At 61.0% G+C, this 14,472-nt stretch carries 12 protein-coding genes; 7 read left to right on the forward strand and 5 right to left on the reverse strand.

Annotated features, from left to right (window positions below; all coding sequences use genetic code 11):
• Positions 1–25: 25 nt before the first annotated feature.
• The 4 genes from FSY45_RS14565 to tesG are packed head-to-tail and all read left to right on the forward strand — an operon-like array spanning position 26 to position 3,661.
• Complete coding sequence (locus FSY45_RS14565; protein WP_003071344.1) at positions 26–865, forward strand: alpha/beta fold hydrolase; 840 nt, start codon at positions 26–28, stop codon at positions 863–865.
• Positions 866–869: 4 nt separating this feature from the next.
• Positions 870–1,676: a 2-hydroxyhexa-2,4-dienoate hydratase TesE gene (gene tesE, locus FSY45_RS14570; protein ID WP_003071347.1), complete on the forward strand. Its 807-nt coding sequence runs from the start codon at positions 870–872 to the stop codon at positions 1,674–1,676.
• A 6-nt stretch (positions 1,677–1,682) separates the two neighbouring features.
• Positions 1,683–2,606: an acetaldehyde dehydrogenase TesF gene (gene tesF / locus FSY45_RS14575; RefSeq protein WP_004341179.1), complete on the forward strand. Its 924-nt coding sequence runs from the start codon at positions 1,683–1,685 to the stop codon at positions 2,604–2,606.
• A 14-nt stretch (positions 2,607–2,620) separates the two neighbouring features.
• On the forward strand, positions 2,621–3,661 hold the full coding sequence (tesG, locus tag FSY45_RS14580) for a 4-hydroxy-2-oxovalerate aldolase TesG (protein WP_046461374.1): 1,041 nt from the start codon (positions 2,621–2,623) through the stop codon (positions 3,659–3,661).
• Between the two features lie 180 nt (positions 3,662–3,841).
• On the opposite strand, the gene FSY45_RS14585 is transcribed toward tesG, so the two are convergent.
• The 4 genes from FSY45_RS14585 to FSY45_RS14600 form a co-directional block, all read right to left on the reverse strand.
• The gene (locus FSY45_RS14585; protein WP_046461373.1) at positions 3,842–5,941 is read right to left on the reverse strand and encodes a TonB-dependent siderophore receptor; all 2,100 of its coding nucleotides are present in this window, start codon (positions 5,939–5,941) and stop codon (positions 3,842–3,844) included.
• Positions 5,942–6,292: 351 nt separating this feature from the next.
• Positions 6,293–6,496, reverse strand: coding sequence for a hypothetical protein (locus tag FSY45_RS14590; RefSeq protein WP_046461399.1), 204 nt, complete (start codon positions 6,494–6,496; stop codon positions 6,293–6,295).
• 352 nt (positions 6,497–6,848) lie between these two features.
• Positions 6,849–7,793, reverse strand: a complete 945-nt coding sequence (locus FSY45_RS14595) for an OB-fold domain-containing protein (RefSeq protein WP_046461372.1) — start codon at positions 7,791–7,793, stop codon at positions 6,849–6,851.
• Positions 7,794–7,797: 4 nt separating this feature from the next.
• Positions 7,798–9,012: a thiolase family protein gene (locus FSY45_RS14600; protein WP_046461371.1), complete on the reverse strand. Its 1,215-nt coding sequence runs from the start codon at positions 9,010–9,012 to the stop codon at positions 7,798–7,800.
• Positions 9,013–9,222: 210 nt separating this feature from the next.
• Here FSY45_RS14600 and FSY45_RS14605 point away from each other — a divergent pair, with 210 nt between their 5' ends.
• The 3 genes from FSY45_RS14605 to FSY45_RS14615 are packed head-to-tail and all read left to right on the forward strand — an operon-like array spanning position 9,223 to position 13,165.
• Positions 9,223–10,230, forward strand: coding sequence for a YCF48-related protein (locus FSY45_RS14605; RefSeq protein ID WP_046461370.1), 1,008 nt, complete (start codon positions 9,223–9,225; stop codon positions 10,228–10,230).
• Positions 10,227–12,707 (forward strand): RND family transporter, encoded by a 2,481-nt coding sequence (locus FSY45_RS14610; protein WP_148748108.1) that lies wholly within the window; start codon positions 10,227–10,229, stop codon positions 12,705–12,707. The genes FSY45_RS14605 and FSY45_RS14610 overlap by 4 nt, the downstream gene beginning before the upstream one ends.
• Complete coding sequence (locus FSY45_RS14615; RefSeq protein WP_046461368.1) at positions 12,707–13,165, forward strand: nuclear transport factor 2 family protein; 459 nt, start codon at positions 12,707–12,709, stop codon at positions 13,163–13,165. Before FSY45_RS14610 ends, FSY45_RS14615 begins: the two co-directional genes overlap by 1 nt.
• Positions 13,166–13,335: 170 nt before the next feature.
• Here FSY45_RS14615 and FSY45_RS14620 read toward each other — a convergent pair whose 3' ends face one another.
• Positions 13,336–14,439: a dienelactone hydrolase family protein gene (locus tag FSY45_RS14620; RefSeq protein WP_223305665.1), complete on the reverse strand. Its 1,104-nt coding sequence runs from the start codon at positions 14,437–14,439 to the stop codon at positions 13,336–13,338.
• Positions 14,440–14,472 lie beyond the last annotated feature (33 nt).

A 14,472-nucleotide genomic window follows, 5' to 3' on the forward strand; every position in this document is an offset into this window, starting at 1 on the left:
TCCACTCCAAGCATAAAGAACAGAGATGAGCCAATTTTCCATCCCAGAAGGCAAGTATGTGGACATCGGCAATGTGGCCGGTCAACCTCAGCGCGTTCACTACCATGAGCAAGGCTCTGGCGATCCCGTGATCTTTTTGCACGGCGCCGGCACTGGTGCCAGCGGCTACAGCAACTTCAAGGGCAACTACCCCGAGTTTGCTGCGGCCGGCTTTCGCTCCATCGTTCCCGACCTGCTCGGTTACGGCCTCTCGTCCAAGACCGAGGAGCCCAGGCAGTACGACATGGATTTCTTCATCGCCGGCGTCAAGGGACTGGTGGAGCAGTTGGGCCTGAAAAACATCACCCTGCTGGGCAACTCGCTGGGCGGTGCGGTGGCGCTGGGCTATGCGCTCAAGTACCCCGAGGACGTCAAGAGCCTGATCCTCATGGCACCCGGTGGCGTGGAAGAGTTTGAAGCCTATATGGCCATGCCCGGCATTGCCAATATGTTCAATGTCTACAAGTCGGGCAAGACCGGCCCCGAAGCCATGCGCGCCGTCATGAGCATGCAGGTGGTGGACCAGTCGCTGCTGACGGACGAAATCATCAATGAACGCGCCCCGATTGCGTTGACCCAGACCGAGGCCTCGCGCCAGCGCCTGTACATCCCCAATATGACCGAGCAGCTGCCTGAACTCAGGTGCAATGTGCTGGGGTTCTGGGGCATGCAGGACGCCTTCAACCCCGTGGGCGGTGCCGACAAGCTGGCCAAGGGCATCAAGAACTGTCGCGTGGTGCTGGTCAACCAGTGCGGCCACTGGGTGCAGGTCGAGCATCGCGAGATGTTCAACCGCACCTGCATAGACTTCATGAAAAACGGTTGAATCCATGAGCACCACCGAACTTGATCTGTCATTCACCGAAACCCAGGGTCGGCGCCTGTATGACGCGCTGCGCACCGCCAGGACACTGGCACCGCTGACCGACAGCCACCCCGAAATGACGGTGGAAGACGCCTATCACATCTCCCTGCACATGCTGCGCCTGCGCGAAGCATCGGGCGAACGTGTGATCGGCAAGAAGATAGGCGTGACCTCCAAGCCCGTGCAGGACATGCTGAATGTGCACCAGCCCGACTTCGGCTTTCTCACAGACAGCATGCAGTTTGAAGACGGCGCAGCCGTCTCGCTCAAGGCATCCGGCCTGATCCAGCCCCGCGCCGAGGGCGAGATCGCCTTCATGCTCAAGAAGGATCTGCAAGGCCCGGGGGTGACCAAGGAAGACGTGCTGGCCGCCACTGAGTGGGTCGCCCCCTGCTTCGAGATCGTCGATTCGCGCATCAAGGACTGGAAGATCAAGATCCAGGACACCGTGGCCGACAACGCTTCCTGCGGCGTCTTCGTGATCGGCAAGCAGCATACAGATCCGGCTTCGCTGGATCTGGCCGCTGCCGCCATGGAGATGCGACGGAACGGCCAGCCAGCAGGCTCTGGCCTGGGCAGTGCCGTGCAGGGCCACCCTGCTGAAGCCGTAGCCTGGCTGGCCAACACATTGGGCGCTTTTGGCATTCCTTTCAAAGCCGGTGAAGTGATTCTCTCTGGCTCTCTCGCCCCCCTGGTGCCCGCCGCCGCCGGCGACCGTTTCGACATGGTCATCGAAGGCATGGGTACTTGTTCCATTCAATTCACCGAGTAAGAAACCATGACGCAAAAAAAGATCAAGTGCGCACTGATCGGCCCCGGCAATATCGGTACCGATCTGCTCATGAAACTGCAGCGTTCCCCCATACTGGAGCCTGTGTGGATGGTCGGCATCGACCCTGAGTCCGATGGTCTCAAGCGTGCCCGCGAGATGGGCATCAAGACCACTGCCGACGGTGTGGACGGCCTGCTGCCCTTCGTCAAGGAAGACGGCATCCAGATCGCCTTTGACGCTACCAGCGCCTATGTCCACGCCGAAAACAGCCGCAAGCTCAACGAGCTGGGCGTGCTGATGATCGACCTGACGCCTGCAGCGATCGGCCCCTACTGCGTGCCCAGCGTGAATCTGGCCGAGAAGGTTGCGGAAAAGGCCATGAACGTGAACATGGTCACCTGCGGCGGCCAGGCCACCATCCCCATGGTGGCGGCGGTTTCGCGCGTGCAGGCCGTGAGCTATGGCGAAATCGTGGCCACGGTATCGAGCCGCTCGGTCGGCCCCGGCACGCGCAAGAACATTGACGAGTTCACGCGCACCACATCGGGTGCCGTGGAAAAGATTGGCGGCGCGCAAAAGGGCAAGGCCATCATCGTCATCAACCCCGCCGAGCCGCCGCTGATCATGCGCGACACCATCCACTGCCTGACGGTGGATACGCCCAAGCCTGCCGAGATCGAAGCCTCGGTGCACGCCATGATCAAGGAAGTGCAGAAATACGTGCCCGGCTACAAGCTGGTCAACGGTCCCGTGATCGACGGCAACCGCGTCTCCATCTATATGGAAGTCGAAGGCCTGGGCGACTACCTGCCCAAGTACGCGGGCAATCTGGACATCATGACCGCCGCTGCGGCGCGCACGGCCGAGATGTTTGCCGAAGAAATCCTCGCCGGCCGTTTCGAGTTGGCCGAAGCCGCTGTTGCTGTCTGATCCAGGAGAAGAACATGTCCCTCAAAGGTAAGAAGATCACCGTTCACGACATGACGCTGCGTGACGGCATGCACCCCAAGCGCCACCAGATGACCCTGGAACAGATGAAGTCCGTGGCCACGGGACTGGACGCCGCTGGTGTGCCCCTGATTGAAGTGACCCATGGCGACGGCCTGGGCGGCAGCTCGGTCAACTACGGCTTTCCTGCTCATACGGACGAGGAATACCTGTCCACCGTCATCCCGCTGATGAAGCAGGCCAAGGTCTCGGCCCTGCTGCTGCCCGGCATCGGCACCGTCGACCACCTGAAGATGGCCCACGAGCTGGGCGTCTCCACCATCCGCGTGGCCACGCATTGCACCGAGGCCGATGTCTCCGAGCAGCACATCGCCATGGCCCGCAAGATGGGCATGGATACCGTGGGCTTTCTGATGATGGCGCATATGAACAGCGCCGAAGGTCTGGTCAAGCAGGCCAGGCTAATGGAGAGCTATGGCGCCAACTGCATCTACATCACGGACTCGGCCGGCTACATGCTGCCCGACGACGTGAAGGAACGCCTGTCCGCCGTGCGCCAGGCTCTGAAGCCCGAGACCGAACTGGGCTTCCATGGCCACCACAATCTGGCCATGGGCATCGCCAACTCGCTGGCCGCCATCGAAGTCGGAGCCAACCGCATCGATGCGGCAGCCGCAGGCCTGGGAGCCGGTGCCGGCAATACCCCCATGGAGGTGCTGATCGCCGTGTGCGCACGCATGGGCATTGAAACCGGCGTGGACGTGTTCAAGATCCAGGACGTGGCCGAAGACCTGGTCGTGCCCTTGATGGACTTCCCCATCCGCATCGACCGCGACGCGCTGACCCTGGGCTATGCCGGCGTGTACGGCAGTTTCCTGCTGTTTGCCAAGCGTGCCGAAGCCAAGTACGGCATCCCCGCGCGCGAGCTGCTGCTGGAGCTGGGCCGCCGCGGCATGGTGGGTGGCCAGGAAGACATGATCGAAGACACGGCCCTGACCATGGTGCGCAAGCGCCAGAAGCAGGCTGTGGCGGCCTGATACGTATCACTTCAGGTTCTTATTGCCACTTTGTTCGGGTTCAGCGGCTGCTTGGGGCGGCTGCTGAACCCTTTTTTGCGGCATCGGTTTGAGCATCAGGCCTCTATCCATCCAGGCCGTCGCCACTGGCAGCGGCTGGAGTCAAGGTCCGCCTGCCCGAACCCCCATGGCACACCTTTTCTAGAAGCGATAGCGCGCCACCACCTGGGCCGAGCGCGGTGCGCCCGGCAGATTGAGGTTGGGCACACTGCCATGACCGGCCACGATGTAGCGACGATTCAGCAGATTGTTGAGCTTGAGCTGCACATCCCAGGGGCCCACGCGGTAGTAGGCCATGGCATCCACCGTGGTATAGCCCGGCAAGGTCACGGTATTGCCAGGATTGGCGAACCGGGCACCGACATAGTTCAGCCCCCCGCCCAGGCCGAAGCCGTGGCCCAGTGCCTTGGTCACCCAGAGGTTGGCACTTTGCCTGGGCGTCAGCGTGGGGCGCTTGCCCTGGACCGGCTGGCCGGCATCGACGGCTGGCGATGTGGTCATCTCTCCATCGAGGAATGCATAGCCAGCCCAGACCTGCCAGCTCGGAGCAATCTCTCCGGCAAAGGTCAGCTCCAGCCCGTTGGTGCGCTGCACACCCAGAGGCACCACGGTGTTGCTTGTGGAATCGACGCTCTTGATATTGGTGCGCTCGAGCTTGAACAGCGAGGCCGTGACCGAGGCTTTGCCATCAGGCAGATCCCATTTGACGCCGACTTCCTGGCTGGTTGTTTTCTCCGGAGCCAGCTGTGCATTGTTGGCCGCCAGCGCAAAGGTTTCGCCCGAGGGCTGGAAGGACTTGCTCCACGACGCGTAGTAGGACCACGCCGACGAGGGCTGATAGACCAGCCCGACGCGCGGACTCCAGGCCGTGTCCGTACGGCTCAGATCCGGCTTTCCGGGCTGGCGCTCATGCGTTTCCTGCTGGAAGCGGTCGTAGCGCACACCGGCCAACGCCTTCCACTGAGGACTGATGGTGACCAGATCCTGCAGGTAGGCGCTGGCCACCTTGAAGACGCTGTGATTGTCCGCCGCAGGCTTGCCGTCGATGCGCAGCGGCAAAGTCGGCAGCACCGGATTGAAGAGCGAGACCGTTGCCACATTGGCTCGGCTGTATGACAGCAGATCCTTGCTCTGTCGGCCGAATTCAAAGCCGTACAGCAATTGGTGCTTCATCCCTGCAAGCTCAAGCTTCTGGGTCAGCTCGGTCTGGTTGAAAAAGCCGTTCTCGTCGCGCTGGACATTGCCCCGGGTCAACGATGCGGTCAGGGCCTTTTCGTTGACCGATCCAACGAGCGTGTTGTTTCTATCCAGCGAGTAATCGTAGAAACGCAAGGCATTGCGCAAGGACAGGCTGTCGCTGATACGGTGATTCAGTGTCGCACCCAGCGATGCCACTTCGGCACGGCTGACATCCACATCCCTGGCATTGGCCGCACCGTAGTAGGTGCCGGGCGACACATTGACGGGTCGGCCCTGGTACGCGGGGATACCGAAGTCCGTCAGGCGGCTGTCCTTCAGATAGTCGGCCTGCAACAGCACGCTGGTATCCGAGCTGGACTTGATCAGCACCGATGCCGCAAGCGCCTTGCGATCGAGAAACTGCTGGTCTCGGTAGCTGTCGGCGCGCTCTATGGCGCCGGTCAGACGATAGGAGACCACACTGTCCTGCGGCGCACGCGCCAGGTCGAACTCGCCACGGCGCTGGTTCCAGCGTCCCAGAGTCAAGCCCACTTCGCTGAGATTGACGCCGGGCTTCTTGGTGATGCGATTGATCAGGCCGCCCGACGAGCCGCGCCCGTACAGCACCGATGCCGGGCCCTTGAGCACTTCGATCTGCTCGATATTGGACAGATCGCGAAAATACAGCGCGTCATCGCGCAGGCCGTCCACGAACTGGTCGGCAATCGCCGAGAAGCCGCGAATGGTGACCTGATCGCGCTGACCGTCACCATGAGAAAAGCCCACGCCGGGCACGGCCTTGAGAGCATCCTGCATGGATTGAGCGACCTGATCGCGCAGCAGGCTCTGCGGCACCACATTCACGGTCTGAGGAATATCACGCAACGGTGCCTCGATCTTGGTGGCGCTCGTTGCCGTGGGTGGGTTGTAGCCTGAATCGGGCTGGCGATCGCTGCGGACCTGTACTTCGTCCAGCACCACCTCTGAAGCTTGCTGCGCCCACGCTGCACCGGAAAAAGCCAGCCCCAATGCCGCTGCCAGCGGCGAATACCTCAATGCCATGAATGCCTCGTTATACGGAGTTTTAATTCGGCTTGGCGGGTATCGTCCGCAGCAGGGACTACGGCATCAATTGGCTACAACCTGTGTGCTGTGCAAAAGCGTGCGCATCATAATCGAGAATCAGTCTCATTTACATATACTTTACAGTACAGAAATTATCTGGAGATCAAAGTCATGTAGATGCTTTGAAAGCGGCAAGAGTCCATGGCTTAACAAGGCCGTATCCGCCCCTCCGAGGCGGACTGGAGGCGATGCCGATGCAACGGCAACTCGCTGCCATCAGGCCGCCGATTTCAGGACCGATCAAGGGAAAACGAGAGGGCCCGACCGGCAGAGCTTTCAGCCCAGGGTTCAATAGCCCGATGCAAAAACTGCGTTCCAGGAGGTCTGGGCACTGGCCAGCACGATGCCAGCGGGCAGCTTGACCTCAGACTCCGCCTGCCCTGCCACAGCGGTACCCTGCGGCAGATCCATGGCAGGCAGGTACAGCGCCAGTGCGGCAGCCACCAGCGACACTGCGCGAAGCGCATTCATCCAGCGAAAAGAGGTTTTCATGCTTGTCTCCTTTACAGGCTCTATGGCCTTTCTGGTTTGCAGTATGGCCTGCACGGAAAACGCAACATCGTCCATTTTGATGAGCAGGTATTTACTTAGGTGGCAACCCCAGATCGCCGACCCGATGGCGCCGCCGCACGGCTTTGACTCCTGCCAGGCAGAGTTTCAATAATTTGATAGCTGCCAGCGATTTTCAGACATAGGTATAAAGCCAATTTGACTGATATTTCTCGCATTCCAACAGAGCCAGGATCCCATCTGTGAACGGTCGCAAAAAAAGGGCTTTGCTTGCGCAAAGCCCCAACCCTTGAAGAAACTGAAACACCCGCCTTCACCGGGCGGGCAACGGCGATTACATGTAGAGAATCACCAGGTCGTTGATAACTGCAGGACGATCCTGGCCGACCACATGGATGTTGAGCTCCATCGTGGCCTGCATGCCGCTCTTGACCTGCTCCACAGCCTTGATGCGAGCCCGCGCACGGATCTTGCAGCCGGAGGGCACGGGGGTCGGGAAGCGCAGGCGGTCCGAACCATAGTTGACCATGTTGTTGAAGTCCACCACCTCGTAGTCCAGCGGAATCCTGAGCTGACTGGCCAGCACCTGCACCAGAGCGCCGTGGGCGATGGTGGTGCCGAACGGGCTTTTCTCGCGCGCCTGCACGGGGTCGGTGTGAATCCAGTAGTCGTCGCCGGAGAGCCTGGCAAACTCGTTGATGACTTCCTGGCTTACAGTGAACTCGTTGGACCAGGGGCTGTACTCCTCGGACACCAGCGACTTCATGGCCTCGATGTCCTTGACGGAAATCCTGCGCTTGGCTGCGGCAGCCTCCTCCACCACGGCAACCGCAACTGCGGCCTCGGCGTCGGCCTTGATGACGGTCGGGTGGCTGCCCGCGTGGGCGGTAAAACGCAGCAGGGTGACCTCGCCGGGGCGCTCGTCAAACACGGGACGCACCTCCATGCCCACCTTCAGCGCCTCGGGATCCACGCCGACCATGGTGGTGTTGATGCGCACGCCTTCACGGAGTTCGACCACGGCCAGGGCCTGGGGCATCTCGTCCGTGAATTCGGGCATGGTGGGAATGCGCGCGATGGTGAAGCTGTAAAGCGTGCCTTCGCCCGACACTTTGCTCCACTTCAAGGAGCGCGATCCGCAAGTGGGGCAATGGGTCCGCGGAAAAAACAGCGAATGTCCACGATCACATTGCTGAATGCGCACTTCGTGGGCCTTGAGACCTTCCCAGTACGGCGCAGAAATTTCCGTGGGATGGGGCAGAGGTTTGTTCCAAGCCATGTTCTTATGCTCCCCGCAGGATCAAGGCGCCCTGCTCGCTCATCACGCCACCGGTGCCGGACACATAGGCCAGATCGTTGCGACCCAGCTGCCTGTCGCCGGCACGCCCCTGAATCTGGTGCACCGCTTCAATCACCTGGGACATGCCGCCCGCCGTGCCGGACTGACCGAAGCTCAGCTGGCCACCATGGGTATTCATGGGGAAGTTGCCCTTGAAGGTGAAGTCGTTGTTGCGCAGAAAGTCCATGCCTTTGCCCTTCTCGCAAAAACCCGCGTCTTCCAGCGTCAGCATCACGGTGATCGTGTAGCAGTCATAGATCTGCGCCATATGCATGTCTGAGGGACGCATGCCCGCCATTTCGAAAGCCTTGGCAGAAGCCAGGCCGATGGGGGTCTGCAGCATGTCGGCCATATAGGTGGGCGACTTGCTGCTCACATGCTCGCCGCAGCCGACGATGCTGACGGGGCGGTGTCTGGTGGTTTTGGCGCGATCGGCGCGCGTGACGATCATGGCGCCGCCGCCCGCAGCCGGCAGCACGATTTCCAGCACATGCAAAGGGTCGGCCACCATGCGCGAATTCAGCACGTCATCCACCGTGATGGGCTGACCGTAGAACATGGCGTCGGGGTTGTGGCAGGCATTGAAGCGCTGGTCCACGCTGATGCGTGCCAGAGCGGCCACGTCGTAGCCATGGACCGCGCCATAGCGCTGGGCAATCATGGCATAGCCGGTGTTCTGCGCCATATGGCCATAGGGCAGGTCCATCTCGGCCTCGGGCGCTCCAAAGCGAGTGCTGTGGCCGCCGAAGCGGCTGGCCTTCATGACTTCCTTGATGTGGTCGTCATGTTCGGAGATCGGTGCCATGCGCGACGGCAGCACGCAGACCACGGTGTTGCACAGCCCCAGCTCGACCGCCGCCGCCGCGCGCCAGACCATGGCCACGGAACTGGCTCCCCCCAGGTCCACGACTTCGGCAAAGTTCAGGCGCACGCCCAGGTATTCGCCGGCCATGGCGGGCACAAAACAGCTGGCTTCATGAAAGTGCGGAGCGCTGGTGATCAGACCGTCCACCTCGGACAGCTCCATGCCGGCGTCCTCCAGAGCCTGCAGCGTCAGGTCGGCCACCTGTTCCAGATGGAACATGCGCGGCGCCGTTGCGTACTTCTCCGGCTTGTACTGCGCGACGCCAACCAGCGCCGCTTTTCCTTGCAAACCCATATGTCTCCCTTACCAAGAAAGTGTGCATTCATTGTGTAAATGAAGCAGACCGAATCCATCGTCTGTAGAGACTAAAAAGCCGGCCCCGTACATACCCCTAATTCTCCAGGCAAACGTCCATTCGGACGATGTTGCAGAAGCTCCAAATCAAGAACCTGCACCCGTGTTTGCAATACATGCACAGCGTGTACGAATCAATAAGGAGACAACGTGAAAACAGCCGTCGGTATAGGCGCAGCAGCATTGGTGGCCTTTGCCTCAGCGCTCGCCTTTGCACCCCGCACACCGCCCCCCCTGGCCCCTACCACCATTGGCATCGAGCGCAGTCACTTCAACACCATCACGCAGGCGGGCGATCGTCTGCTGACAGCCGGCGCACTCGGTGAAATCCTGTACTCGGACGACAAGGGTGCTCACTGGCAGCAGGCACAGATCAAGGAGCAGCGTCAGGCGCTCATCGTCAGCATGGCTTTTGCGCCCGACAGAAAAACCGGCTTTGCCGTGGGGCACGAAGGCTGGATTCTGCGTACCAAGGACGGAGGCAGCACCTGGGAGGAGGTCGCTTTCTCCAAGGAAAACGGAGAGCCTCTGATGTCGATCGCGCGCCTTCCTTCGGGCGACTGGATCAGTGTCGGCGCCTTCGGCCGTGCCATCACCTCCAGGGATAACGGTCAGACCTGGGAGCAGTTGCCCCTGCCCTCAGAGGTGGAGGACAAGCACATGAACCGCATTGCCAGCTCCGAAGATGGCAAGCACTGGCTGATAGTGGGCGAGCGCGGCCTGGTCATCAAGTCCGAGGACTCCGGCGCAAGCTGGCAGATCGAGCCCGGGTTCTACAACGGATCTTTCTACAACGCCATGGCTACACGCGACGGCGGCTGGCTGATCTATGGCATGCGCGGCAACGCCTTTGTGCAGGCCGCGCCGGGCGCGCAATGGGTCAAGTCGACGATTCAGGCTCCGGTCTCCTTCTTTGGCCATGCCCAGGAAAAGGACGGAACCATCATCCTGGTAGGACAGGGCAGCATGCTCGGCCTGAGCAAGGACGGCGGCAAGAGCTTCAGCCTGCAACGCGCCAAGGGCCGCGCCACCCTGACCGACATTGTGCTTACCGGCCCCGACAGCGGATGGATGTCCAGCGACGCAGGCCTGCAACCCTTTCCCCCACCACAACAAGCCAAGGCAAACGCTCAGGCTGCCCCAGGAGCGACTCAATGACTCTGAGCGAACCCATCAGCCGGCTGGACCGGTTTATTGCATCCACGGCACGCTGGCTGATCTCGTGGAGCAAGTCCATAGTCGTGCTGACGCTGATTGCCACGGCACTGCTGGCTGTCTCGGCCATGCGCACGCACCTGGATCCGGGCTTCAACAAGTTGATCCCCATGCGTCATGAGTACATGACGGCATTTCTCAAGCATTCAGCCACCTTCTCCGGAGCCAACCGCATTCTGGTGAGCGTGGAATGGAAGGGCCGGCAAGGCGATATCTATAACAAGGAATTTCTCGAAGCCCTGCGTGGCGTGACGGACGAGGTCTTCTTCACGCCCGGCGTCAACCGCGGCCAAGTGTATTCGCTGTTCACACCGAACGTGAAATACATCGAGATCACCGAAGACGGCTACGTGGGCGAGGTGCTGATTCCTTCGCGCTTCGAGGCCAACGAACAAGGCCTGGCCCAGGTACGCTCCAACGTGGCCAAGTCCGGTCAGATCGGCTCGCTGGTCAGCAACGATCTGAAGTCCGCCATGGTGCGCGCCGACCTGCTCGAGGTCGACCCAAAGACCGGAGAAAAACTCGACTATCACAAGGTTGCGCAGCGCCTGGAAGAGATCCGCAGCAAGTTCGAAGGCAAGGACATCTCCATCCACATCATTGGTTTTTCCAAGGTGCTGGGCGATGTGATGGACGGCCTGACCACGGTGATGACCTTTTTTGCCATCGCCTTTGTCATCACGGCCATCATGCTGCGCCTCTACACCAAGTCAACCAACATCACGGTGGTCGGCTTGGCCGTGGCACTGCTGCCCGTGATCTGGCTGCTGGGCATTTTGCCGCTGATCGGCTACGGCATCGACCCCATGTCGATCCTGGTTCCCTTTCTGATCTTCTCCATCGGTGTATCCCATGCGGTGCAGATGACGGGAGCCTGGAAGCATGATGTGCGCGCCGGCCTAAGCTCCAGGCTGGCTGCCGAGAACGCGATTCGCAAGCTGGCCATTCCCGGAGCTCTGGCGCTGCTGACCAATGCTCTGGGCTTCATGGTCATCATGCTGATCGACATCCCCATCGTGCACGAGTTGGGCGTGACCGCCTGCATGGGCGTGCTGCTGATGATCATCACCAACAAGGTGTTCCTGCCCGCGGTGCTGGCCAATCTGCGCCTGGAAAAAAAGGCCATGCAAGCCCCCTCCTCCTCAGCCAATGGCCGTAACCCCATCTGGTGGAAGCTGTCGGCACTGGCCGAAGGCAAGCCCGCCATGCTGACTCTGGTGGTATCGCTGCTGCTGGCCGCCGGCACCTACGAATCGCGCAATCTGCTGACAGGTGATGTGGGCACGGGCGCTCCCGAGTTGCGCGCCGAGTCGCGCTACAACCGTGATAACGACACCATCATCGGCAGCTATTCCATAGGCATGGACGTGCTGTCCGTCTTCGTCGAAACCTCCAAGCTCGACGAAGGCTGCCTTAACTGGCAGGTGATGAACGCCGTGGAGCGCTTTGAGTCGCGCATGCGCCGGGTTGACGGCGTGCAATCTGTCTCCACCGTCTCCGGTCTGGCCAAGATCGCGGCCTCCAGCAACAACGAGGGCAACCCCCGTTGGGCAGCTCTGCAGCGCACCGAAGCCGCGTTGCGTTCGGGCGCCAAGGCACTATCTCCCGATCTGGGCCTGAACACAGAGGGCTGCAAGGTCATCAATCTGCAGGTCTTCCTCAAGGACCACGAAGGCGCCACGCTGACCCATGTCGTCAATGAAGTGCGTGATTTCATCGCCGCAGACAAGACGCCCAACGTCAAGTTCCTGCTGGCTGGCGGCAACGCCGGCGTGGCGGTCGCGACCAACGAGGCCGTGGAACATGCCGAAGTGCAGATGCTGGGCTCCATCTTCGGCGCCATCACGCTGCTGTGCTGGCTGACCTTCCGCAGCTGGCGCGCCGTGCTGTGCATCGTCGTGCCCCTGGCCATCGTCTCCATACTCTGCAATGCCTTGATGGCCATGCTGGGCATAGGTCTCAAGGTCCCCACACTGCCCGTGGTGGCGCTGGGCGTGGGTGTGGGCGTGGACTACGGCATCTATCTGTTCGAGAGCATGCAGCATGAGCTGCGCGAGCGAGACATCACGCTGCGCGAGGCTTTCTATGAAGCCATGCGCCAGCGCGGCAACGCCGCCATCTTCACGGCGCTGACCATGTCCATAGGCGTGGGCACCTGGGCGTTCTCGGCACTGAAGTTCCAGGCCGACATGGGCATCTTGCTGGCCTTCATGTTCCTGGTGAACATGCTGGGCGCGATCTTCCTGCTGCCTGCCATGGCCTATTGGCTGAATGTGGGCGCGGCGGAAGCCAGGGCACGCGTCAAGCGCCTGCACCGGCAGCCCAGACACGCCCATGCGACAGGCAGCGCAGGCGGCATCAGCCACGCGGGCGGCATGCTCAAACCCGAGCCCCAGTCATCCGTGAACGGCAAAGTGTGATGCAGACCGCCGCAAGCACGCTGGAGCAGGTTCTTCTTGAACATGCTCTGGCCCAGACCCTGACCCGCTACGCCACGGCCTGCGACACCCGCAACTGGGACTTGCTGCAGCAGGTGTTCACACCTGACTGCACCACGGTCTACGGTGGCAGCTACATCTGCGAAGGGGTTGCCAAGGTCCGCCGCATGATCAGCACCCACCTTGACGGCTGCGGCCCCACCCAGCATCTGCTGGGCAATCTGGAAGTCGATGCAGCCGACCCGCAGCGCCCGCGCAGCAGGATTCAGGTGCGAGCCGCGCATCAGGGACTGGGCGAGCGCAGTCATCTGCGCTACGACGCCATCGGTTTCTATGAAGACGAATGGGTAAGGCTGCCCGAAGGCTGGCGCATCCAGAAGCGCAGCATGACCATGTTGCTTGAGGTCGGTGAGCGCTCCGTGCTGCAGCCCGGCACCTGAGCAGCCACACTCCATCAATCAAGCCGCGCGGCCACGCTGCGCGGCTTTTCTGTTTCCGGACGATTCAATTGACAAAAGCCTACGCTCCATCAAGAAACGAACTTTGGGCAAATTTGACACGTGAAAAAGGCCAGCATTTGCTGGCCTTCTGCTTTTCCGCCGAGTCCTGTCTACTGCTCGAACTTCACCTTAAGAAACTGCAGCAACTGCTTGCCGGCCAGACTGCGTGCGGTTTCATCACGTCCGGCGATATAGCCCACCTTGACGCAGTCCCTCAGCGCTTTGCCGCTCTGCACCCGAATTCTGTAGCGGGTCTGGCGATCGGACTGGGCCCCGGCGGGAATCAGCGGCTGGCCGTTGAGGACGGGGAAGTCCTTGTCATTGAACTCTATCGTGCAGCCGGACAGGTAGGGGCGATTCGTCATCTCTCGTGGCTTGTCGCTTTCCCAATCATGGCCTGCTCTGGCATAAACCACGGTACTGACTTCGGAGCCCGCCTCACGCAGGATTTTTTCCTGCTGCGCACAGGCCACCAGATCATTCGATGCATCCTCCCCCGCTCTGAAGCTGAGCAGAGGCGAACCCGTGGTTTTGCGTGACTGCAGCAGCGCATAGCAAGGCCCGTAAAAGTCCACATGCAAGGCAAAGGGCTGAATGAAAGGCGCCAGCTTGTCGCGAATGCGCGCATCCAGGCTCATGCGTGCCGCAATTCCGCCTTTGGAAAACCCCATCACCCCGATACGCCAGCCATCGATGGCCGGGTGCTTGTTCAAGGCCTTGAGGGCGGCATAGGCATCGGCCACGGCATCGAACTCGGAGGTACCCATGATCTTGAGCGCATAAGGCATGTCTTCGCTGATGCCACGCGGCTTGAAGTTATCGACCAACAGCGCAGCTATGCCGTTGTCGGCCAGCATCTGGGCCGTTTCGCTCTCGCGCCCGGGGATGGCCCCCGCGCCACCTGGCAGGACAACCATGGCCGGCACCTGCTTCTTTTCGCTGGCCCCCTTGGGCAGGAACAGCTTTCCCATACCCATGGTTGCCTCTGCCTTGGCAGGCTGACTGAGCAGCACATCGAGGTCGTACGGACTGCTGGACTTGAAGCGGATATCGCCCTGTGTATCACCATGCAGCTCCGTGGGGGCCATCAAGGGAGCCACCTTGGGCAAAGGAGGCAAGGCGTCCAGCAGATACTGCCCCGATGCGGCACTGCTCATCAATCCCAGCGCCATGGCCCTCAAAGGGGTGATCCATTTTCCGGTCGTTATTTGCATGTACTCAGACCTCTTTCAAACACAAAAGCCCGG

Source organism: Comamonas sp. Z1 (genome assembly GCF_008121555.1).
In the GTDB taxonomy this organism is placed as follows: Bacteria; Pseudomonadota; Gammaproteobacteria; order Burkholderiales; family Burkholderiaceae_C; genus Comamonas; species Comamonas thiooxydans.